Raw genomic sequence first — 22238 nt, 5'->3', positions numbered from 1 at the left:
CTTTAGGAAATTCGTAATTTTTGACGAAGCGTATTGGCTCTGGCCCCAATTAAGCAGTCAATCTGACGTGATTTTAAGGTTAAGACACCATAAATAAGGATTCCAACACCACCAGAAATAACCAAATGCACCAGACTAGCTATTTTTCCTGTCGGTGGATAGAGCTGAGTCAAGCCCCATTCCACTACAAATACGCAGACAGCCATTATGAATGTACTCATGCTAATGCTCAGAAGATCCTGGCGAATTTTTACCTGATCAAAAGGAACAACTCGATTGATACGACGGGCAAAGAAGTAAGTAGAGACTGACAAGCCGATAGCTGATGATACTAAAGAGCCATATACCTGAAAAAGGTATAAAAACGGAATCTGCAAGGCAACTTTGACCATAAAACCAAGAGCAAAGAAGAAAATAGCCCTGCGATTTTCAAAAATGGCCTGAATAATGGCTCCAAAGACAGAATACAAACCTTGCACAAAAATCAATAGAAGATTAACGACAAACAATTGAATCTCTAAGTAACTTGGATCTTTGTAAAAGACAGCATAGAGTGGCCGGGCTACTAGGATAGCACCAATCACTGCCGGCATTACAAAAACAAAGAGCATTTGTAAGTTACCCGTCATCAATTCCGAAACAGCTTGTTGATTCTTTTTGACAAATTGACCCGTAATCAAGGGAATGACAATACTGGCTAAAGACCCTGTAATCCCGATAATGAGCATAGTAATCTTACTTGGATTGGCCGTCATGTAGGAATACCAAACAATCAATTCATCCTTAGTTTGACCAGTGATCGCATGCAAGGTATTGGCAAAGGTCATTTGGTCAATAAATTGGTAAATTTGAAAAGCACTTCCCAAAATAATGAGCGGAATAGCCTCTTTAACCGTTTCAATAATCAAAGGCTTGAGTTGTACCTCACCCGAAGCCTGCTTGCTATGATATATTTTTACAATTAAACCACGTTTTTGCATGACATAAAGTAAAAAGGCAACACTAGCAATCATTCCGATAAAAGCAGCAAAAGTGGATTGAATAACCGCTTCGTGGTAATGGCCAGAACCCAACTTCATAATGTAAAAAGTAGTCAATAAAATCCAGATGACACGAACAACTTGTTCTGCCACCTGACTAATGGCATAAGGTTTTAAGTCGTTGTGACCTTGGAAAAAACCACGCATAATACTCATGGCTGGGAAAATAAAGAGAGGAGGAACCAGACTATACATCACAGGTATCAACAACTCTTTTGAGCCTGACATCTCTGCTAACAGCGGTGATGCCAGATACATTACACCTGCAAATATGGCCCCTAGAACCAACATCAATTTAAAGAACTCTCGTACTAAATAATAGGAAATATCTTCTCGACCCAGGGTATTGTACTTGGCAATTTGTTTGGCAACCGCTGTTGGTAAACCAACCGTTGAAATCAATAAAAAATTAGCATAGACTTGGTAGCCCATATTAAACAAACCATTGGCCACATCCTGATTTTCACCTAGCATGGCATACCATGGAATAATATAGAGAACACCTAAGAGGCGGCTAATGAAATTTCCTGCTGTTAACCAGGCCATCCCACGAACCATGGTTGCTTGGTGATTTTGTTGTGTAGTTGTCGACATCTTTTTCTCTTTCTTCATAGACTATTCAGTAATTCATTATAAACTTTTCCTTGTAACTTGTAAAACGGGAACATTTAAGATAGAATAAAATAAGCCTTTAGAAGGATAGAAAAGGAAACACATGAAGAAACACGCCTATTTAATCATCGCTTATGACAAATTTGAACAATTGGCTTTTCAAATCTCCCTGTTAGATGACCCTCGTAATGATATTTTTATTCACATTGACAAACGTAGTCAGATTTCTGAAGAAGAACTTCAAAATATTCGAGAAGCCGCGGTGCACTCCAATGTCTATTTTACACCAAGAATCGCGGTGCACTGGGGACATTTTTCATTAGTAGAGTGTGAATTAATTCTATATAAAACAGCCATTGCAACAGGTCAGTATGACCTCTATCATTTGATTTCTGGTACCCATCTTCCACTAGCCTCTCAAGAGACTATTCATGCCTTCTTTGCTGATAAAACGGACAATATTTTTATCGCCCGCTACAACCAAGAAGAAGCTGAAGAATTAAAGTTGCATAAATTGGTAGAGCATTACCATTTCTCCCGTCGCATCCATCCAAGAACACTTTCTCCTCTCCCCCGAAAATTATTAAGGGCCTATCAGATTGCAGAAAATAAGATTCAAACCTGGCTTAAAGTGGATCGCTTGCATGGAAAACGTGTTGAGATGGGCTTTGATGGCTTCTCTGAGTGGAAATCTCTTCCACATGCTGTCGTCTTAGCCATTCTTTCAGAAGAAGCTTTTATCCGAAAGCATTTCAAGTTTACTTTTTGCTCAGATGAATATTTCCTACCTTTGGTATTGAAAAAAGTCAATATGCTAGATCGCATCTACCATTACGAGCCCGTAAACGACATTCCTGACGAATTACAAGGCAATCTCAATTATATCAACTGGTGGGATGGCCATCCTTATGAATGGACAGACAAAGCTGAAGACTTGGCTCAGCTGGAAAAAGGCCGCCAACTCGGCCACTTCTTCTCTCGAAAATTCGACTTAGATAAATATCCAGGTCTCAAGGAATTTATCCTTGAAAAAGTTAAAAACTAATAAAAACTCCTCGAACAACTGTTGGAACAGCCTCTCGAGGAGTTTTTCTTTTTAGAAAATCAAGCAAGTAAACGCAACTAATTGTTGGCTATTTAATCTGAAATGCGAATAAATGGCATCCCTTCTGTTCGATCAATTGGGTCTGTACTTGGTACACTCCAAATATAAGCCAAACTTGTCCAACCGTTATTAGATGGATTATAAGGATCCAAGACATAGGTCTGTCCATTTTGATAACCTTTTAATAAAATTTGATGGCCACCACCTCGAACATACTTACTATTTCCAACACCAGCTGCGATATAATATCCTTCCTTAAGTGCTGTTTCAAAAGCAGCATATGAATTCAGGGCAGATGCTTTTAATCCCCAATGTTTTGCCGCTAAAACAATCCCTCGTGAGCTGGTCCCCATAAAGTTTCGATTAAATTCTAACGTATTGTAATGTAAATAATGACCCACTTGAGCAGGAGTGACAATATTCCCCTTGATACCTGAGATAATCATGGCCATCGTAGCAGGCACGCAACCTGTTGGTCCAAAATACCATCTACCATACAACAATCCGCTCCATCTCGCATCTAATTGTGAAAAATACGGAGCTTGATAATGAGATTTCGCAACATGGAAGCTAGAAACGCCCAATCCAATCATTTGACCATTTGATTCTGCATAGGCATGAATCTGGTAACGTCCTGTTCCAGAATGTGCTTGAACATTAAAATGACTGGCAAATACAACATCTCCATGGCGATTGGCCTCGTACCACTTCAAATCATCTTGGCCACCAACTTCTGACCAGACCGCATACTTCACTCGACCAGCACCAAACACTGGCTCAAAACGAACAGTGTAATTTCCCATTCCTTGGTAAGCGAGCTGAATTTTTGTCACCATCTTCGGTGTATCCAAATGAGTCGTTGCGACGGCAATCCCCGTCCGCTTGGATAAAGAATCAACTAGGTAAGCATGGACATGGTACTTTCCAAAACTGTATTTATGATCTGCCGCTGAAACCGTTACCTTATAGGTGCCATCTCCTTGTTTTTTAGCAGTGTACCATCTGATATCGTCTTGTCCATTGATCTCTGACCAAACTGGAACTTGCACAGACTGTAATCCACCTGGTGCTACAACATTGGAAATCACTACATCAAAACGACCTGCTTGATGGTTAACATTGGTGATATTCATACTAGCTCGAGCATTTCCCAAATCACCTACCATAAACCCTGGCGTTACCCCGCCACCGTACTGGTTCTTCAAAAACGGTGCCTTAAAATAAATGTGAGCCTGGTATTTACCTGTGGTAAATTGGTGTTCTGACAAGAAAACGCGGACCTGATAATGCCCACTCGCTACCTTTTTAGCAGGATACCACTTCAAATCGTCTTGGCCACCTTTTTCTGACCAAACTGGAATGGTGAGTTCACTCACATAGTTTGGAACATTTGTGACATCAATTGTATAGCTTGTGTCGCTTGTTTTTTTAATCAAAGAAGTAAACGTTGGTTTATCCAGATTGGTCGTAGTAGTTGTCAGACCACGCATGCGACCATTGTTAGATAAGTAGGCATGAACCTGGTATTTACCAAATTCAGACAAGGCTGTATAAGGTATCAAGAGCTCCCCAGTTTTTGATGGAGTATACCATTTTAAGTCATCTTGACCATTAGCTTCTGACCATACAGCCAATCTGACCTTGCTATAATCAGAAACATCAGTAGATACTAATTGTGCTTGTAGACCCTTTTCAGTCATCTTAGCTTGTAAGTCATGTTTAGAAACAGGTGCTTGAATAGCAATCAAGCCAAGATTCGTACCCTGTTTTCCAAGTCCTTGATAAGTCGTATATACATGAACAATGTAATTCCCTGACTCATTGCCATGGTGGCGAACATCAACTGTCACTCTCCCCTTACCATCAGCAACTGGAATTCGATACCATTTCAAGTCATCTTGGCCATTTTTTTCGCTCCAAACCGCTACTTCCACCATCTCAATTGGCGCAGTATCCTTAACGGAGGCGATTGAAACATCAAATTGATGAGTTGGGTTTGGATTTGCATGTAAGGCAATAGAGGCATTTGCCTTACCTTTACTATGTGCAAAACCAGAACCCGCAACTAGCAAGTTCTGTTTGCCTGTTTTCTTATGGGTGCCATAGACATGGACTTGGTAGTGTCCTAAGGTATGCTTGTGATCCGCTACATTAAGAACAACTTCCCATTGACCATTGCCCTTATGGTTTGCACGATACCATTTCAAGTCATCTTGGCCATCTTTATCTGACCAAATTGGAACCAAAATATTGGCCAGTGTCGTCGGAACATGTTGGATGGTTACCTTATATTGTTTGGAGCTGATTGCTTCGACTTGAATACTTGGTGCTGGAATGGAAAATTCCAATTTGCCTAAATTTACCCCAACCTCTTGACCATTTTGGTAGACGGTATAGGCATGAACAATATACGGCCCTTTCCCAGTATATTTAGGAAGAGAAGTTAAATCGACACTCAAACTACCTTGATTAGACTGAATTGGAATTGCAATCCAAGACAAATCATCTTGTCCATTTTCTTCAGACCAAATTGCAATCCGAGCACTTTTGACAGGTGTCGTTGTTGCATCACTTTTTAATCTTACTGTAAAAAATGGCGAATCGACCTTATAATCTTCAATACTCAGCTGGGCTTTTGTAAAAGTGATATCAACTACTGAAGTAGCCGGTTGAGTCGGTGCGTCTTGAGGAATTTCTGAACTAGAAGTAGAAAGAGCAGGTTCGGTTGGCGTAACAACTGACGAAGATGGTTCTTGACTAGTAGGAAGCGTTACCGAGGAGTTAGAAGGTATTTCTTCTGACGAAGAAGAGGTTGAAGCAATTGTAGCTGTACTAGAAGATACAGTACTACTTGGTGCAACAATATTGCTAGAACTAGTACTAGCAGTAGAACTTGTTCCTGAATTCTCTCCCAAAGCAAATACAGGTAGGCTCTGAGATAGTAACAAAACGCTCACTGCAATAGCAGTCGAACACTTGGACAACCGTCTGTTCTTCCGATTTTTCATTATTTCTCCTTATTGCTTTCTATAGAAAAAAATAGAATATTTTACTAATATAGTATACTATTTTCCTTTTGTACCTGTCAAACTTCTATCAATTTCCTTTCACACTTTAAACGAACTCAAAAATAAGATATAATAATAGTAGAATTTACAGTTTTTTTAGCAAGGAGTCCCTCATGATTGAATTTACCAATATATCCAAACAATACGATACCACCTTGGCCCTGAACAAGCTCAATCTCACCATTGAAAACGGTGAAATTTTTGGACTGATCGGCCATAATGGAGCTGGAAAAACAACCAGTATCAGCTTGTTGACCTCCATTATCGAACCGACCTCTGGTCAAATCAGTGTCGATGGACTGGCTTTATCAGAACACCGTGATGCCATTAAAAAGAAAATCGCCTATGTTCCTGATTCACCAGATTTGTTTCTGAATCTGACAGCAGATGAATACTGGCATTTTTTAGCCAAAATTTATGATGTTCCCGATCAAGTGACAAAAGAACGCATCGCTTCTTTGACCCAATTATTTGATATAGCTGACCGCCAATACGAAACCATTGATAGTTTTTCCCACGGCATGCGGCAAAAAGTCATGATCATCGGTGCCCTCATTCCCAATCCAGATATTTGGATTTTGGATGAACCCTTGACTGGCCTTGATCCCCAAGCTTCTTTTGACTTAAAACAAATGATGCGAGAACATGCGCAAGCAGGTAACACCGTCATCTTCTCCACCCATGTCCTTTCTGTGGCAGAACAACTCTGTGACCGTATCGCCATTCTCAAAAAAGGAGAATTGCTTTTTGTCGGTAGTTTGGAAGAATTACGCCAAGAATACCCTGACATGGATTTGGAAAGCATTTACCTCAAGCTAGCTGGTCGCCCAGAAAGTGCAGGTGAGTAAGATGAATTTGAAACACATTTGGGAGCTGACCAAGATTAACCTGCTTTATTCCAACCCACAAGCCCTCACAAAAATCCGAAAAAAGACTGCTAAACAGCCTGGTACCAAACCAAAACCAGCCTATAAAAGCATCTTATGGCAACAATTGGGACTCATTGCGCTTTATAGCTTTATTTTCTTCTACCTCTTTACAGGAATCGATTACCGAACTTACCCTGGTTATTTTTCCTTCCAGTTGACCATGTTTTTTCTGATGTCAATCACATCGGCCTTTTCAACCATGTTTGCAGTCTTCTATAACAGCAAGGACAGCAAACTCTACCTCCCTCTCCCAGTTACCGAGAAAGAAATTTTCATTGCAAAACTACTATCTTCTATCGGTCTTAATCTCACTTTTCTAATCCCAACTCTCTCGCTCTTAGCCATTGCTTACTGGAGGGCATTGGGAAATATAGGGATTGCCCTACCTCTTGCTTTGCTCCAATTTCTACTATTAGCACTGACCAGCATTCTCCTTTCGGTTATTCTTAACTTTTTCTTAGGACAACTCTTGATGAAAAGTCGCCACAGAAATCTGATTTCAACTGGCTTGATGCTCTTATCCAGTTTTGGTGCAGTCGGCATGATTCTTTTTATTCAAAATAACCAATTTGCACAGCAAGTAGGCGAAACGACTCTGATTGATATGCCGAAAATTCCCTTGATGATTGGGTTTTATGAAGTTTTGTCCAACCCTCTTTCTCTCCATTATTGGCTATTTGTCACTTTGTTTTTAGTGGTAATTGTTTTCTTATTTAAGATTATCATTCCAAATTATTATAAAAATTTAGCTACCCTTGATGCCAAACACATTCGGACTCGCAAAAGCAAGGCAGTCAGTCGCACACTATCATCCACCCTTGTGCGCCATCATTTAGGAACCTTAAAAGAACCCACTTTGTGGACAACTAGCTTTTTATCAACCTTCTTATTTGCTATGTTTTTTATCCCACAACTTGCTACTGCAAAAGATCTTTATGCAAGAATTCCCAATGAGTATTTTGGTATTGTCCTATTGGTTGGTCTGACACTTGGCTATATGACGTCAGGTGCCTTGACCATGGTTGGTATGTCGCTAGAGCGGGAAAACTTTTATTTTCTAAAGAGCCTCCCCATCCATTTCTACTCTTTTTTAAGGCAAAAATTCTTTCTCTTCTGGATAATTCAAACGCTTGTCCCACTGCTAACATTCGGAATCATTGCTCTGCTGGCGGAGCTTTCTCCATTATTGATCCTGTCTCTTTTAGCCGGAATTGTCCTGGCATCCTACCCAACATCATTAGCTAGCTATAAAAAGGATTACAAGTACCTCACTTTGCAATGGCAAAATATCAGCCAGCTTTTTACCAGAGGCGGTGGCCAATTAATGGCCTTTCTACTCTTTTTCCTAGCCATTATTATTGCCGCTACTCTTGGAACAGTGAGCTTCTTCCTTTCCCAGTGGTTGGGAACCTGGCTTGTCAGCATCTGTATTCTTATCGCTAGTCTGTTAGTGGTCTTTGGCTTGCATCTATATTACGAAAAAACCTTTTGGAAAAAATTTCAATAAAAAAATCAGTTGAGTTCTCTCAACTGATTTTTTGTTTCTTATAATGAGTTAGGATCAACTTTGATACCGACACCTTGAGTAGTGGTGATGGTAACAGAAGTCATGTAAGTTCCTTTAGCTGTAGCTGGTTTTGCTTTAGCCATTACATCGTGGAAAGCTTTGAAGTTTTCAACCAATTTGTCTGCGTCAAATGATACTTTACCGATGATTGCTTGTACGATACCTGCTTTGTCAGCACGGTAAGTGATTTTTCCACCTTTAGACTCTTCAACTGCTTTTGCAACATCCATTGTTACAGTACCAGTTTTAGGGTTTGGCATCAAGTTACGTGGACCAAGCACACGACCAAGACGACCAACAAGTGCCATCATATCTGGTGTTGCGATAACCACGTCAAAGTCTAACCAACCACCTTGGATTTTTTGTACCAAGTCGTCTTCACCAACAAAGTCTGCACCAGCAGCTTTTGCTTCTTCAGCTTTTGCACCACGTGCGAAAACCAAAACGCGTTGTGTTTTACCAGTACCGTTTGGCAATACCATTGCACCACGAATTTGTTGGTCTGCTTTACGAACGTCAATGTTCAAGTTGTATGCAACTTCTACTGTTGCGTCAAATTTTGCAAAGTTAGTTTCTTTTGCAAGTGCTACAGCTTCTTCTACGCTGTACGCTTTTGTGCTGTCGATTTTTTCAAGAGCAGCACGCAATTGTTTGCCTTTTTTAGCCATTATATGTTTCTCCTTGTAATGTGTTCAATCAAATTCATCTCCACCTACTGGATCGATCGGATCAATAGGGGTTAGGGGTGCTATTGGTGATTAGTCAGCAATAGTGAATCCCATAGAACGAGCAGTACCTTCGATCATACGCATAGCAGCTTCAAGGTTTGCAGCGTTCAAATCTGGCATTTTTGTTTCAGCAATTTCTTGTACTTGCGCACGAGTAACTGATGCAACTTTTGTTTTGTTTGGTGTGCCAGAGCCTTTTTCAACACCTGCAGCTTTTTTCAAAAGAACAGCAGCTGGTGGTGTTTTACAGATGAAGTCAAATGATTTATCTTCATACACTGAGATAACAACTGGGATAATCATACCAGCTTGGTCAGCTGTACGAGCGTTAAACTCTTTTGTGAATCCCATGATATTGATACCTGCTTGACCAAGTGCTGGTCCGACTGGTGGAGCTGGAGTAGCTTTACCTGCAGGAATCTGAAGTTTTACAAGTTTTTCGACTTTTTTAGCCATGATATAAAATCCTCCTATTGTGGTTTTGGCGGTAATTTCAGATTTTTACCTCCCACAAATATGTGTTTTTACACATACCTTTTTATTATACAGGATTTTCTTAAAAAATCAAGCTAAAAGTTTACTTTTTGGGACTTTTGCGCTAAAATAAAACTATGGTATTTTTGAGATTTGCAGCAGTATTATTTATTTTTTTGATTCTGATTATATCCATCACCAGCATCAAATTAGTCGGCCTACAAAAAAAAGGTTGGAACTTCGCTGATATTGCTTTTCCACTTTTTGCTTATACATTTTACATCATTTCAGATAAGGCTTTCTATCATAGCCTTCTACCGTATTTAACCTTCGCTCTTTCTTTATTGGCTATTGGGATTACGTCCTTGTTCCTCATTAAAAAACGTGACTTTTCTTATCCTCGTTTTTTTAAGTTCTTTTGGCGAGCTGGTTTTTTACTAACTTTTTTCTTGTATCTCATCTTAACGATTTCCCTCTTTTTCAAGTAAAACAACAGACTGAGTTTTCAAACTCAGTCTGTTTTAGTTTATTATAAGGCAAATTTTTCCAATAACTGTGTTGCTCCAGCTTCTAATAACTGAACTTGAATGCGGGCCAAGGCTTCTAAATCACAACTATTTTCAATCTCCCCCATATCCAGAACAGAAAACGAAGCTTTTTGTAAGGTTTCAGTGACAAATTGTTTGGCAGAAACTTGATTTCCCGCCATTAAGACCAGCGGCTGACTTGTAGGCGATACCCGACTCGATGTAAAATTGGTATTAAAGGCCTTTAAAAAGGTTAACTGCGGAAAAGCCTCCGCAAGATTCATTGTGACAGATTGCTCTGAAGGAAGGAGAGATTGCTTTGTTTGGTAATCCATAGGATTACTGATGTCAATAATTATTTTATCTGCCAGCTGATCTTGGTAGACTAAGACCATTTCTGAAAGAATAGTATAAGGCAAGGCCAAAATGACGATTTGACCCTCGATTTGTGTCGTTTCACGTCCAATTATTTGAGTTGGAATCTTCTTTTTTTCAAAATAACCTGCCAAGGTTTTCCCCATCTTGCCCTGGCCAATAATCGTAATGGTATCGTTCATCATTTCTATCTATTCATCCTTTTTTCAATCTCAGTTCCAGCTCTAGTCTATCACATGTTTCCCAACATGCCAAAGACTTGGTTTTTAAAACCTACACTATGTTTGTGGTACAATAAATTTATTCGCCTCAAAAATACTACTATTTTGAGACTTGAAACACAGTTACAGATACGTGACGCATACAGAAAGGGGTTTACATGGCCAAAATTTGTCCCAAAGGCTTCACTGAAGATATGGTAGAAAATCCATCATCTCTCTTTTATCTTTTGTACACACAAACCTTATTGTCTGGACGGTGGAAACCAATCATCCTTGATTATTTAGAAGATGGCCCCAAACGTTTTAGTGCGATTCAAAGACAATTAGGCAACCTTTCGCAAGGCTCCTTGTCCAAACAACTGAAAGAATTGGAAAACGACAAACTCATTAACCGTATCGTCTATCCAGAAGTTCCGCCCCGTGTAGAGTACCATTTAACGGATAAAGGAACAGCTATTCTTCCTATTTTAGAAAAAATGGTGGCCTTTGGCCAAGAATACCAAGCCGATATCGTCATCCATTCTTCTTAATTTCAAACAAAGAACTTGGTACAAAAAAATGTACCAAGTGCCAAAAAATTGCTCTCTTCACAGTTTTCTTCTGTCATGATACACTCTTTATTAACAACATACAAAGGAGTTTATTATGGCAAACAGAATTACTGAAATCTTAGATATCCAATACCCAATCATCCAAGGTCCAATGGCTTGGTTAACAAACGGAGAATTAGTGGCAGCTGTCAGCAATGCTGGTGGACTAGGCATTCTTGGTCCAAACGCAGGACAAACAACTATTACCCGTGACCCACAAGAGACGGCTGAGCGCATGCGTCGTGAAATTCAAAAAACCAAATCACTAACGGATAAACCATTTGGCTCTACCCTCGTCGTGGACTATGATTTAACCTATACTTGGCCCATTCTTCAAGTCGTCATTGAAGAAAAAGTTCCAGTAGTTTTGGTCAACGGTATTTTAGATGAACGGATTTTCAATCCTTTGAAAGAAAATGGTATTAAGATTGTCTACCGACCAGGAAATCCATCAATTGCAGATGCTAAGGCCGCTGAGGAATTTGGAGTGGATATCTATGTCGCCACTGGATTTGACGAAGGAGGAACTGTTCCAGAAAAAATTATCGGTACCTTCTCCATTGTGCCAATGATTGCAGATGCAGTCTCTATTCCGGTGATGGCGGCAGGTGGTATTGGTGATATCCGTGGTGTTCGGGCAGCTCTAGCTTTAGGAGCTGAAGGCGTCTTTGCCGGCTCCATCTTTTTACCAACAATTGAAAGTCCTGCCCACCCATCAGTCAAAGAACAAATTGTAAATAGCACTGCTGAAGACCTGCTCCTCTTCCGGACGCTACCTGCCTACTACCGCTCTCTGCCAACTGATTTGGCCCATCAAATCGTCGAGCGAGATCAAGCGGGGGCTCCACGTGAAGAATTGGCCAAACTCCAAAACGGAGGCATGGGTATGCTCAAAGGAATGGTCGAAGGCAATTCCCAAGAAGGCTTTATCTCCGTCGGAACCGGTATTACTCCGATAAAGGAAATCCGACCAGTACGTGATGTCATTGAAGACTTGATGGCTGATTTTAAGGCTTAGGAAAACTGAAAAGACAAGTTCAATGAACCTGTCTTTTTGTTATTCATGAATTTCCAGCGGTAGGCCGTCTGGGTCGAAGAAGAAGGCCATTTTCTTGCCATCAAAATCATCAACTCGTAATCCTTGATGGGAAATACCTAGGCGGTCAAATTCTTGTAAGCAAGCGGCAACATCGTCAACACGGAAAGCCAGGTGACGAAGACCAGTATGTTCCGGGTTGGGCATAGCTGGCCGCAGGGGAGCTTCTTCCTTGATAAAGATTTCAAGGACCAACTCTCCCTTTTGAACATTGAACAGAATATCTTGTTTCTCGGGTCGAATATGTTCATCGAGCTGGGTAAAGCCGAGCTTGTCTACATAAAATTCCCGAGTTTTTTCATAATTGCTGCCAATAATGGCAATGTGGTGGACCGTATCCAATTTCATGTTACTGTGTCTCCAATACTTTTCGTGGTTTGGTTCCTTCTGCTGGCCCAATGACCCCTGCCGCTTCCAACTCTTCCATGAGACGGGTTGCTCGGTTAAAACCAACAGACAAGCGGCGTTGGATCATGGAAGCACTGGCTTTTTGTGTTTCAATCACTAGGGCCTTTGCTTCAGTAAATAAAGGATCTCCCATCTCATCACCTGAGGCGCCAGCTTCCATTTCTTGTTCCGAAACCTCGCCTGGATCAAAGTTGTCATCGTATTCTGCATCGGCTTGGGCCTTGATAAAGTCCACAATAGCTTCCACATCCCCATCAGAGATAAAGGAGCCTTGCAAACGAACAGGATGGTTTTCATCAATCGGTTTAAAGAGCATATCTCCTCGCCCAAGCAGTTTTTCAGCACCGTTGACATCCAAGATGGTTCGACTATCCGTACCAGAAGACACGGCAAAGGCTATTCGTGAAGGAACATTGGTCTTAATCAAACCAGAGATGACATCCACCGATGGCCGTTGGGTGGCTAAAATCATGTGAATTCCTGCCGCACGCGCCTTTTGACCCAAGCGAATAATGGCATCTTCCACTTCTTTGCTGGCCACCATCATCAAGTCAGCCAACTCGTCCACAATGACCACAATCAATGGCAGGGGAATATGTTTTTCAGTGGATTGACGGTTAAATTCTTCTACTTTTGCATTATAACCTTCTAGATTCCTGACCCCGATATGGCTAAAGAGCTCATAACGTTTTTCCATCTCGTCAACGACTTTTTGAAGGGCACGCGCTGCTTTTCGTGGATTGGTTACAACCGGAATCAATAGATGGGGAATGTCATTATAAACGGATAATTCTACCATCTTAGGGTCAATCATCATAAATTTGACCTGATCTGGAGCTGCCTTCATCAAAATGGAGGCGATGATGCCATTAACCGCAACTGATTTACCAGATCCAGTTGATCCAGCTACTAAGAGATGGGGCATGCGGCCCAAATCAAAGGAACGAACGGAACCATTAACTGCTTTACCAAGTGGAATCTCCAGTAACTTCTCTGGAGCTGTCTTGGCCTGTTCCCATAATTCTCGGAATGGCACAGTAGCCACTTCTGAGTTGGGTACCTCGATGCCGACCAAGGATTTTCCTGGAATCGGCGCTTCAATCCGAACGTCTTTTGCTGCTAGGGCCAGTGCCAAATCATCTGCTAAATTGGAAATCCGGTTAACCCGAACACCCACCGCAGGCTTAACCTCGTACTTGGTAACAGACGGCCCAATTTCAGCCCGTTCCACCACAACTTTTATCCCAAAGCTGGCAAAGGTGTCTTCCAAAACCTTAATATTTTGTCGGACAATTTTCTTTTCACCCGCTTGACTTTTGACCTTCATTGGGGCCAAAAGATGAACCGTTGGCAATTGATAGGCCAATCGTTTCTTGGGTTTGAAATCAATCTGAACATCTTCTTCATCCAAGTCTTCTTCCAATACAGGCTCTTCTTCTGCTAATAGAACCGGAAATTCCTCTTCTTCCAAATAGGAGCCAACTGGTTCTGGTGAAAAGATTTCGACTTCAGAAGCCACATCCTCTCCTTGGTCAAAAATCTCACCCGTTTCCATATCAACTTGTCTGGCAGACAAGGAAATCTGTGATTCCAATTCTATGCGGGTCTGTTCGGCTTGTTCTGCTTCCATTCGTTCTTGTTCCAATTGTGCTTGACGCACTTCTTTTTCAGCTCGTTTGATGGCTTTTTTCTCAGCACGAACAATCGCCTTTTCCTTGTGTTTTTCCCTCGCTACTGCAAAAGCATCCGCCAAGTCATAAATGGTCCAGGGGCTTATGAAAAAGAGACCAAATAAGATGAGTAAGGCAGCGATAAAGAATGTCCCAAGATTCGCAAATAAAAAGGAAACTGGCATATAGAGAAGGCCTCCGAGTATACCACCACCCAAAAATTCTTTGATTTGGAATTGTGTCAATTCTTTGATGCCCAAATCAAGGGTATGGGCAAAGAGATCTTTTCCTTTAAAATCCAATGCGAAATAAGCTTGAAAGACCAATAAAACACCTGCCAAGGTGAGGAGATAACCAGAAATCATCCCTTCGTGTTTGTGTAGCCACTTGGCAAATAAAACATAAATCAGGCAAGCGACCAAAACAAAGTAAGCCGCACTTCCTGCTAGTAAACGAAAGACATTGTAAGCTGTGATGCCAACCACACCCATTCGCAAAGCTGCAAAGCCTAATACGATCATCAAAAGGAGGCGAACTCCCCACTCTTTCACTTGTTGCTGTTGCGCCAACTCTGCCTTAGTCGGTTTCCGAGTTGTTCTTCCTTTTTTTGTATTTTTTACCATAATATCCTCTTCTGTTGCAATCTCTTCATTTTACCATATTTTCTTATTTTTTTCAGCAGTAAAAAAGCTAGCTCTACGGAACTAGCTCAGCAAACTCTTCTAAAATTTCTTCTTGGGGTGTCGGTCAATAATATCTGGATAAGCCGCTAGCATATCCTGCCCCTTTTCGGTCAAGGCAAGCCCACGAACTGTAAAGCAAGCGCTCAACTCCTCTTCTGAAAAAAACTGTTTTAAGGCAGCATCTACATCTGCCGCCTTCATTTTAGACAAACCTGTCACCGATTTGTCTTTTAAAAATTGCTTTTTCTGACCGGCCGACAAATGATCCAAAGATTCAAAGGCAGATTCCAATCGGACATATCCTTTTTCGATTAAAAGCACCAAATGACTGTCTGCATCAATCCCATATGTGTATTCAAAATACTTGGAAACCCATGTTTCCGTTGTGTAGGTTCCAAAGGCTATACGCCACAAGAGTATTATGTCTCCAGCCAACAAGCCTTCTGCCAAAGGCTCCATGTTTCTTCGTGGAACTGGCTTAAACAGTTCTGTTTCTAAATCACGTTTCGGCGAAATATAGGGTTTTACAGGGTAATCCGCATATCTTTTCATGTTCGTTTCCTTTCTGGCTCTGTTTAAGTATAGCACAGCTTCTTTATTTATGATAGAATAAGAGCTAGGACCTAACGGGAAACACTCTGGTGATATACCCCAGTAATCCATCGTCTAGAAAGGACTATCATGAAAAAAATTACCTATCTACTCTTGGCATCTAGTATCTTTTTAACAGCTTGTTCTACAACTTCTAAATCAACCACTAGTTCCTCCAGTCAAGCACAAGAAACAAGCTCTAGTGATACTACATCAACTTCTAGCCAGTACGCCAAAGACTTAGCCTATGCCATCAACAATCCAAATGCCAGCTTTCCACAATTAAACTCTGAGATTGCAGAAAACGAAGCTGCTGTCAAAATCAAGACAAGTGCTGGCGATATTACACTCAAACTGTTTCCAGAACAAGCCCCTCTTGCAGTAGAAAACTTTTTAACACACGCCAAAGAGGGTTATTATGACGGAATTATTTTCCACCGCGTCATCAATAACTTTATGATCCAAGGAGGCGATCCGAAAGGAACTGGTACTGGCGGCCAATCTATTTGGGCTGGAAAAGAAGAGAGCATCGATGCAGGAAATGGTTTCAAAAACGAAATTTCTGCCTTTCTCTACAATATCAGAGGAGCTCTTTCGATGGCAAATGCTGGTGCAGATACCAACGGCAGCCAATTTTTCATCAACCAAAATCCAACAGATGCCTCTAGCCAATTAACAACGGCCAAACACCCAGTCAAAATCATCGAAGCCTACAAGAACGGTGGAAATCCCAGTCTAGATGGTGGTTATACTGTATTTGGACAAGTCACAGAAGGGATGGATATTGTGGATAAAATTGCCGCTGTTGAAGCTGATGAAGCCGACAAACCAAAAGAAGATGTGACCATCACAGGTATTGACATTATCAAAGATTATGCATTTAAATAAACCGAAAAAGGAGCAACCTCTTGCCTCCTTTTTTCTAAACAATAAAAAACAGAAAAATAATCAGAGTACATCACATTTTACTCCTAAAAATGGTAAAATAGAAGTAGTTTAATGAAAGAGAAATAAATATGGAACAATTTTCATCTACCCTCGAGCTGTGGACAGACAAAATAAAACCTTATTGTACTAGAAAAAATGCCGAAATAGCTAGTCTTAGTCTGATTATCTTGTGTGCAGCGAGTCTCATCTTAGGACAAATTAGCTTTCAAAAAACCTTAACCTATGACAATGGGAACATCACCTATACTGGCTCTCTCAAATCCAATAAAATGACCGGAAAAGGAACCCTTACTTTTAAAAACGGCGATCGTTACAAGGGCGAGTTTAAAAACGGTATCTTTCATGGTCAAGGAACCTTTACTGCCAAAGAGGGGTGGACCTATGTTGGAGAATTTAAACAGGGGCAGCCAGATGGTCAAGGAAAATTAACCACAAAAGAAAAAACTGTCTATGAAGGCACATTCAAACAGGGGATTTATCAACATGAAGATTAAATGGTTTTCGTTTATCCGTGTGACAGGACTCATCTGGGTCTTGCTCTATCACTTTTTTGTCAAATTCTTTCCAGGCGGTTTTATCGGGGTGGATATCTTTTTCACATTCTCAGGTTACCTCATTACAGCCCTCCTCATTGACGAATTCAGTCGCAAGCAAGAAATTGATATCTTAGGTTTCTTTAAAAGACGGTTTTATCGTATTTTTCCACCATTAGTCCTAATGATCTTAATCGCAACTCCACTGGCCCTTTTAGTGCGAAATGATTTCATTGCTAGTATCGGCAATCAACTAACAGCGGCACTAGGCTTTGTTACCAATTATTTCGAAATTTTACTGGGCAGCTCCTACGAGAATCAATTTACGCCGCACCTCTTTTTACATACTTGGAGTTTGGCGATTGAAGTCCATTTTTATATTTTATGGGCACTACTACTTTGGTTCTTTAGTCGGAAAACTAAGACACTCGGACAGCTAAAAGGGATGATTTTTCTAACTTCAGCTGCGGTCGCACTCGCAAGTTTCTTGACCATGTTTATCTCCAGTTTCTTTGTGGAAGAATTTTCACGCATCTACTTTTCAAGTTGGACGCATATCTTCCCCTTCTTTATTGGGGCTAGCCTATCGACCATCGTTGGCGTTAATAATACAACCAAGGGCTTCAAAAAACTGGTTGAATCTATCCAGACAAAGACACTTGTTTCTCTCTTAAGCGGTGCCTATCTGGTCTTAGTCCTACTCCTTCTCTTACTAAAATTTACCTCTATTTGGACCTATTTATTTGGCTTCCTACTCTCTAGTCTCTCAACAGCCACTCTGATCTATGTCAGTCGCATTCTTCATGAACGCCTTTCTGATAAAGAGGAGCCGCGGTTTATTGGATTTTTATCGGATATTTCCTACGGTGTCTATCTGTTCCACTGGCCTCTTTATATTATTTTTAACCAACTGATGAATCATAGTGTTGCAGTTCTGCTAACCACAGTTTTTTCCATTGTTCTAGCTACTTTTTCATTCTACTTACTGGAACCCTCTCTTCTTGGAAAAGATGGCAAACTCTTTGGTCTGACCATTTCACTCAAGCCATATAGCAAATGGATTGCTACAATTGGAGCTGTCTTTGCAATTGCCACAACTGGCATTGCTCTCTTTGCTCCTAAAATCGGTGCTTTTGAAACAGACCTACTCGTCAATGGACTAAACCAAGCCGATACACAAATGAAACAAACTCTCCTATTTGCCCAAAAAGGAAAAGCTTCCTCCTTTGAGATTACGGAGGGAACAACCATCATCGGAGATTCTGTTACATTACGGGCAACAGCTCAGTTACAAGAGGCGTTGCCAGAAGCATTGATTGATGCAAAAGGTAGCCGTAATACCCAGCAGGCCTTAGAAGTCATGCAAACCAATATTGATAATAGTACTCTTTTAAAAGAGGTTGTCATTGCAACAGGTGTCAATATCGTATATAGCTACCAAGAAGAACTACAAAAAATCATCGATGCCTTACCAAATGGCCACCATTTAATCTTGCTCACTCCATATGATGGTAATTCTGCAAGCTACAGCGATCCTGTTGCTGAAAAGCATGCCCAATATGTCCGGAAATTGGCCGATCAATACGACTTTATCACAGTTGCCGATTGGAATACCATCTCAAAAGAAAATCCACAAATTTGGGCTGGTAGTGACTATATCCACTTTGGAAGTGACCAAGCTACAACGATCGAAGGCGGCACTCTCTATGCCCAAGCCATCAAGACTGCCATTGAGACTGCTCAAAGTAAACCTGTTAAAAATGAAGGTAAAGCAGAATAAACAAAAATAGAATCCAGTAGGATTCTATTTTTGTTTGCTTTGAAAACGCCAGGTAAAGCGTTTTTCATCATAAATTGGGTACAATAGCTTTAGGAGTACAAAGGCCAGTAACCAGCCGCCAACAATATCTGTCGGGTAATGAACCCCCACATAGATACGGGATAGAGCTACCAAGACAGCTAGCAGCAAGAGTACCCCTTGAGAAAGGACTCGTATCCATTTTGTCTTCACTCGCTGATATAGAATCACTACCAAAATTCCTGCTAACATCATGGTAGAAGCGGTATGCCAGCTCGGAAAAGAATAGCCTGTTGTTGAAACAACCCATTCAAGCGTTGGACGTGGTCGTTGATAAAGGAACTTCAGGGCAGTCGATGCTCCTGCTAACAAGACCATGCCAATCACTAAAAAGTAGATTTCCGCTTTCCATTTTTTGAAATGGAAAAAGAGAGACAAACCTGCAATCAAGGCTAAGATAATCGTGACTTCACCAACCACTGTGATGGCAGACCAAAAGACATTGGTCACTTGAGACAATTCTCCACGGATGGCTAGTTGAATCGGTGAATCAAAGGCCGTCAACTGATCTGGGTAAAACTTGACAACATAGCCAAGAATGACAAAGAGTAAGGCTCCAAAGGAAGCGTAGGTAAAATGTTTTTGTTTATTTTTCATGTTCCCTATTGTAACAGATTTTTATTAAAATTTCTTTAAAATAGGTCGTAGTGCTTGATAAATCGGATAAAAGACCAGTCCGAAAATCAATCCCTGCAAGACATTGAATGGCAAAACCATTTTAAGCAGATAATTTTGTGTCCCAATAAACTTCGCCACATCGAAATTGGCAAAAGCAGCATACATCGGCATGGCATAAATGTAATTTAAGATTAGCATAGCTATCGTTAAGGTTACGGTCCCAACTAAAACTGCCTGGATGTAGTGTTTCACATCTAGTTTTTTTACCCAGATGTGAGCCAAGGCAAAAATAAAAAACGCATAGGCAATGACATTCATCGGCATCCCAATCATAGAGGATGGCCCGTTGTTGTTGAGAAGCAGTTGCAATAAGGAGCGGATCAGTAAAATCACCAAACTGCTCTTTGTATCCAACATCACCAAACCAATCAAAATCGGCACGATGGAAAAATCCAGTTTCAGGAAATCTACACCAGGTAATAGTTGAAATTGAACATACATCAACAAGAATGAAATTGCCGATAAGATAGCAATATAGGCCATCTTACGTGTGCGTGTTTGAGTGTGTGTCATCTAAGGTTCCTCCAATTTGTAACAAATTAGAGAAGTGAAAATGCCAAAAAGGCCTTTTCGTCTTCTCCCATCCAGACTCTACTGTCGGTTGTGGAATCGCACCACATCAGCTTTCGCTCGCGGACTACACTACTGTGATTACCGCCGGTCGGGAATTTCACCCTGCCCTGAAGACTCTTTTATCATACCAAAAAAACCCTGCATTAGCAAGGCTTTAATCCACTCTTTGATAAAAACATCACAATTACTTCAATTTATCCGTCTCATAGGTGTGAACCAACTCCAATCCTTTAAAGGACTGTTGACGGAGGGCTTCGTAGACAACCATACAGACGGTGTTGGAAACATTGAGACTCCGGACATGTTCATCATTCATGGGAATCCGCAAAGCTTTTTCAGCATGCTTCCGCATAAAGTCTTCTGGCAAACCAGTATCTTCTCTTCCAAAGACAAAATAATGAATTTGGTTATCATCATAATGGGCATCTGAATAGGTATTCTCCGCAAACTTGGAAATCAAATGTACCTGACCCTGCTGAGCTTTTTCCATAAATTCATCAATGGATTCGTAGAAGCGAACATCCAGCTTGTCCCAATAGTCCAGACCCGCCCGTTTCATCTTACGGTCATCAATGGGAAAGCCCATGGGTTTAATGATGTGCAAGGGACTGTTGGTAGCGGCACAAGTCCGTGCAATGTTTCCTGTGTTTTGAGGAATTTGTGGTTCAAACAAGACCACGTGGTTTTGGGATTGTTCTTCTTGGTAGGAAAGGTGTTCAATGTTCATAAGACTGTCCATTTCTGAATTTGATGCAAAAAAAATGCCACACTGCCCGGAGTCAAGCTCAGCAAACAGCATGGTGAATGAAGATTCATTCACTTAAATCACAACAGGTTTGATTTAAATCAATGAATAACTTGTTACTATTATATCACAATCTCATGACATTTCAAGCAATATGACGCAAAAATTATCAGTTTCTGTCACTTTTTCGAGACTGGTATGGTGGAGGAGTCCGTCTCAAAGAAAAGCGATCCGGAACAGGGTCTTCACCAACTGCTGAAAGAGGATGGCAGCGGAAGATACGGGCAATCCCCATCAGCACCCCCTTTACCCCATGCTTGTCAATGGCTTGGATCATGTAATTGGAACAGGTTGGTTGAAAGCGACAGGACGGAGGGGTTAGAGGCGAAACCCAGCGTTGGTAGGCTCTCACTAGGCCAATCAAGATTTTTTTCATTATTTTTTCTTGGTCACCGCCAAGGTATGGAGGCGGCTCACTTCTTTTTTATTGAGGCGACGGGATTCTCCTGGGCGCAAGCCTGTCAAATCCAAATTTCCAAAACGAGTCCGAGACAATTTATCCACTAACAAGCCCACTGCTTCAAACATTTTTTTGACCTGGTGATTACGGCCTTCGTGGATGGTCAACTGAACAACGGAACGGTTTTTAACGGGGTCTACCTTAATAATTTCATAGATTGCAGGTTTGGTCTTCTTCCCATCAATGACCACACCTCTGGTTAAAGGTCGCAAGACTTCCTTGTTGGCAATTCCCTTGACCCGGGCCACATAGACCTTGTCAATCTCGTTACGTGGATGGACCATTTCATCTGAAAAATCACCATCGTTGGTCAACAATAAGAGACCAGAAGTATCCCAGTCCAAGCGTCCAACTGGGTAGATCCGCTCTTTGACCTGGGGCAATAGATCGACAACGGTTTTGCGCCCTTTATCGTCAGAGACACTGGAAATCACGCCGCGTGGCTTGTTTAAAAGGTAGTATACCTTTTCTTCATTGTAGATGGGTTGCCCTTCTACTTCGACCTTGTCCCCTGCTTTAATAGTGGTCCCCAATTCTGTCACCGTCACACCATTAACAGTGACTAGGCCTTGTTTGATTAATTCTTCTGCCTTACGGCGACTGGCTACACCAGCATGGGCAATGTATTTATTGATTCTCATCTTTTTTGTGAGAAATGGCCTTATATGCAATAGATGCTAAAAACCACTTCTTCCTTTC

The 22238-nt window shown here is 41.1% G+C and carries 22 protein-coding genes and 1 riboswitch; of the genes, 9 read left to right on the top strand and 13 right to left on the bottom strand.

The window, feature by feature from the left end:
- Positions 1-2: 2 nt before the first annotated feature.
- Positions 3-1634 (bottom strand): putative polysaccharide biosynthesis protein, encoded by a 1632-nt coding sequence (locus tag ACVR1I_RS01890; protein ID WP_447442353.1) that lies wholly within the window; start codon positions 1632-1634, stop codon positions 3-5.
- A gap of 121 nt (positions 1635-1755) precedes the next feature.
- Between ACVR1I_RS01890 and ACVR1I_RS01885 the strand changes: the two genes are divergently transcribed.
- Positions 1756-2697 carry a beta-1,6-N-acetylglucosaminyltransferase gene (locus tag ACVR1I_RS01885; protein ID WP_447442352.1) on the top strand — a complete coding sequence of 314 codons (942 nt, stop codon included), beginning with the start codon at positions 1756-1758 and terminating at the stop codon, positions 2695-2697.
- A 92-nt stretch (positions 2698-2789) separates the two neighbouring features.
- Here ACVR1I_RS01885 and ACVR1I_RS01880 read toward each other — a convergent pair whose 3' ends face one another.
- Positions 2790-5765 carry a GBS Bsp-like repeat-containing protein gene (locus ACVR1I_RS01880; RefSeq protein ID WP_447442351.1) on the bottom strand — a complete coding sequence of 992 codons (2976 nt, stop codon included), beginning with the start codon at positions 5763-5765 and terminating at the stop codon, positions 2790-2792.
- A gap of 173 nt (positions 5766-5938) precedes the next feature.
- On the opposite strand from ACVR1I_RS01880, the gene ACVR1I_RS01875 reads away from it, so the two are divergent.
- Both ACVR1I_RS01875 and ACVR1I_RS01870 read left to right on the top strand, forming a co-directional pair.
- Entirely contained in the window at positions 5939-6673 is a 735-nt protein-coding gene (locus ACVR1I_RS01875; RefSeq protein WP_447442350.1) for an ABC transporter ATP-binding protein, read from the top strand.
- A gap of 1 nt (position 6674) precedes the next feature.
- A complete protein-coding gene (locus ACVR1I_RS01870; protein WP_447442349.1) occupies positions 6675-8261 on the top strand; it encodes a permease-like membrane multi-spanning protein in 1587 nt (528 codons plus the stop codon).
- A 38-nt stretch (positions 8262-8299) separates the two neighbouring features.
- Here ACVR1I_RS01870 and rplA read toward each other — a convergent pair whose 3' ends face one another.
- Complete coding sequence (rplA, locus tag ACVR1I_RS01865) at positions 8300-8989, bottom strand: 50S ribosomal protein L1 (RefSeq protein WP_447442348.1); 690 nt, start codon at positions 8987-8989, stop codon at positions 8300-8302.
- 90 nt (positions 8990-9079) lie between these two features.
- Positions 9080-9505, bottom strand: a complete 426-nt coding sequence (rplK, locus tag ACVR1I_RS01860; protein WP_447442347.1) for a 50S ribosomal protein L11 — start codon at positions 9503-9505, stop codon at positions 9080-9082.
- A gap of 155 nt (positions 9506-9660) precedes the next feature.
- Between rplK and ACVR1I_RS01855 the strand changes: the two genes are divergently transcribed.
- A complete protein-coding gene (locus ACVR1I_RS01855; RefSeq protein ID WP_447442346.1) occupies positions 9661-10011 on the top strand; it encodes a DUF3397 domain-containing protein in 351 nt (116 codons plus the stop codon).
- A gap of 41 nt (positions 10012-10052) precedes the next feature.
- Here ACVR1I_RS01855 and ACVR1I_RS01850 read toward each other — a convergent pair whose 3' ends face one another.
- Positions 10053-10607 (bottom strand): NADPH-dependent F420 reductase, encoded by a 555-nt coding sequence (locus tag ACVR1I_RS01850; protein WP_447442345.1) that lies wholly within the window; start codon positions 10605-10607, stop codon positions 10053-10055.
- Positions 10608-10804: 197 nt separating this feature from the next.
- Here ACVR1I_RS01850 and ACVR1I_RS01845 point away from each other — a divergent pair, with 197 nt between their 5' ends.
- Both ACVR1I_RS01845 and ACVR1I_RS01840 read left to right on the top strand, forming a co-directional pair.
- Positions 10805-11176, top strand: a complete 372-nt coding sequence (locus ACVR1I_RS01845) for a winged helix-turn-helix transcriptional regulator (RefSeq protein ID WP_447442344.1) — start codon at positions 10805-10807, stop codon at positions 11174-11176.
- Between the two features lie 115 nt (positions 11177-11291).
- Positions 11292-12254, top strand: a complete 963-nt coding sequence (locus ACVR1I_RS01840; protein WP_447442343.1) for an NAD(P)H-dependent flavin oxidoreductase — start codon at positions 11292-11294, stop codon at positions 12252-12254.
- A 39-nt stretch (positions 12255-12293) separates the two neighbouring features.
- Here ACVR1I_RS01840 and gloA2 read toward each other — a convergent pair whose 3' ends face one another.
- From gloA2 to ACVR1I_RS01825, 3 genes are all read right to left on the bottom strand, one after another.
- Entirely contained in the window at positions 12294-12680 is a 387-nt protein-coding gene (gene gloA2 / locus ACVR1I_RS01835; protein ID WP_447442342.1) for an SMU1112c/YaeR family gloxylase I-like metalloprotein, read from the bottom strand.
- Position 12681: 1 nt separating this feature from the next.
- Positions 12682-15033: a DNA translocase FtsK gene (locus ACVR1I_RS01830; protein ID WP_447442341.1), complete on the bottom strand. Its 2352-nt coding sequence runs from the start codon at positions 15031-15033 to the stop codon at positions 12682-12684.
- A 99-nt stretch (positions 15034-15132) separates the two neighbouring features.
- Positions 15133-15645 (bottom strand): hypothetical protein, encoded by a 513-nt coding sequence (locus tag ACVR1I_RS01825; RefSeq protein WP_447442340.1) that lies wholly within the window; start codon positions 15643-15645, stop codon positions 15133-15135.
- Positions 15646-15774: 129 nt separating this feature from the next.
- On the opposite strand from ACVR1I_RS01825, the gene ACVR1I_RS01820 reads away from it, so the two are divergent.
- From ACVR1I_RS01820 to ACVR1I_RS01810, 3 genes are all read left to right on the top strand, one after another.
- Positions 15775-16572: a peptidylprolyl isomerase gene (locus tag ACVR1I_RS01820; RefSeq protein ID WP_447442339.1), complete on the top strand. Its 798-nt coding sequence runs from the start codon at positions 15775-15777 to the stop codon at positions 16570-16572.
- 128 nt (positions 16573-16700) lie between these two features.
- Positions 16701-17126 carry an MORN repeat-containing protein gene (locus ACVR1I_RS01815; RefSeq protein WP_447442338.1) on the top strand — a complete coding sequence of 142 codons (426 nt, stop codon included), beginning with the start codon at positions 16701-16703 and terminating at the stop codon, positions 17124-17126.
- Positions 17116-18945 carry an acyltransferase family protein gene (locus ACVR1I_RS01810; RefSeq protein WP_447442337.1) on the top strand — a complete coding sequence of 610 codons (1830 nt, stop codon included), beginning with the start codon at positions 17116-17118 and terminating at the stop codon, positions 18943-18945. The genes ACVR1I_RS01815 and ACVR1I_RS01810 overlap by 11 nt, the downstream gene beginning before the upstream one ends.
- Before the next feature lie 24 nt (positions 18946-18969).
- On the opposite strand, the gene ACVR1I_RS01805 is transcribed toward ACVR1I_RS01810, so the two are convergent.
- The 5 genes from ACVR1I_RS01805 to ACVR1I_RS01785 form a co-directional block, all read right to left on the bottom strand.
- Positions 18970-19620 (bottom strand): phosphatase PAP2 family protein, encoded by a 651-nt coding sequence (locus tag ACVR1I_RS01805; protein WP_447442336.1) that lies wholly within the window; start codon positions 19618-19620, stop codon positions 18970-18972.
- Between the two features lie 24 nt (positions 19621-19644).
- Entirely contained in the window at positions 19645-20214 is a 570-nt protein-coding gene (locus ACVR1I_RS01800) for an ECF transporter S component (protein ID WP_447442335.1), read from the bottom strand.
- Between the two features lie 55 nt (positions 20215-20269).
- Positions 20270-20393, bottom strand: a riboswitch (FMN riboswitch).
- 65 nt (positions 20394-20458) lie between these two features.
- Positions 20459-21001, bottom strand: coding sequence for a tRNA (cytidine(34)-2'-O)-methyltransferase (locus tag ACVR1I_RS01795; RefSeq protein ID WP_447442334.1), 543 nt, complete (start codon positions 20999-21001; stop codon positions 20459-20461).
- Between the two features lie 187 nt (positions 21002-21188).
- A complete protein-coding gene (yidD, locus tag ACVR1I_RS01790) occupies positions 21189-21455 on the bottom strand; it encodes a membrane protein insertion efficiency factor YidD (protein ID WP_447442333.1) in 267 nt (88 codons plus the stop codon).
- The gene (locus ACVR1I_RS01785) at positions 21455-22180 is read right to left on the bottom strand and encodes a pseudouridine synthase (RefSeq protein WP_447442332.1); all 726 of its coding nucleotides are present in this window, start codon (positions 22178-22180) and stop codon (positions 21455-21457) included. The genes yidD and ACVR1I_RS01785 overlap by 1 nt, the downstream gene beginning before the upstream one ends.
- Between the last annotated feature and the right edge of the window lie 58 nt (positions 22181-22238).

This window comes from Streptococcus cameli, assembly GCF_053207365.1.
The sequence above is the reverse complement of the archived record's forward strand: the minus strand, read 5'-3'. Positions and strand labels throughout refer to the sequence as shown.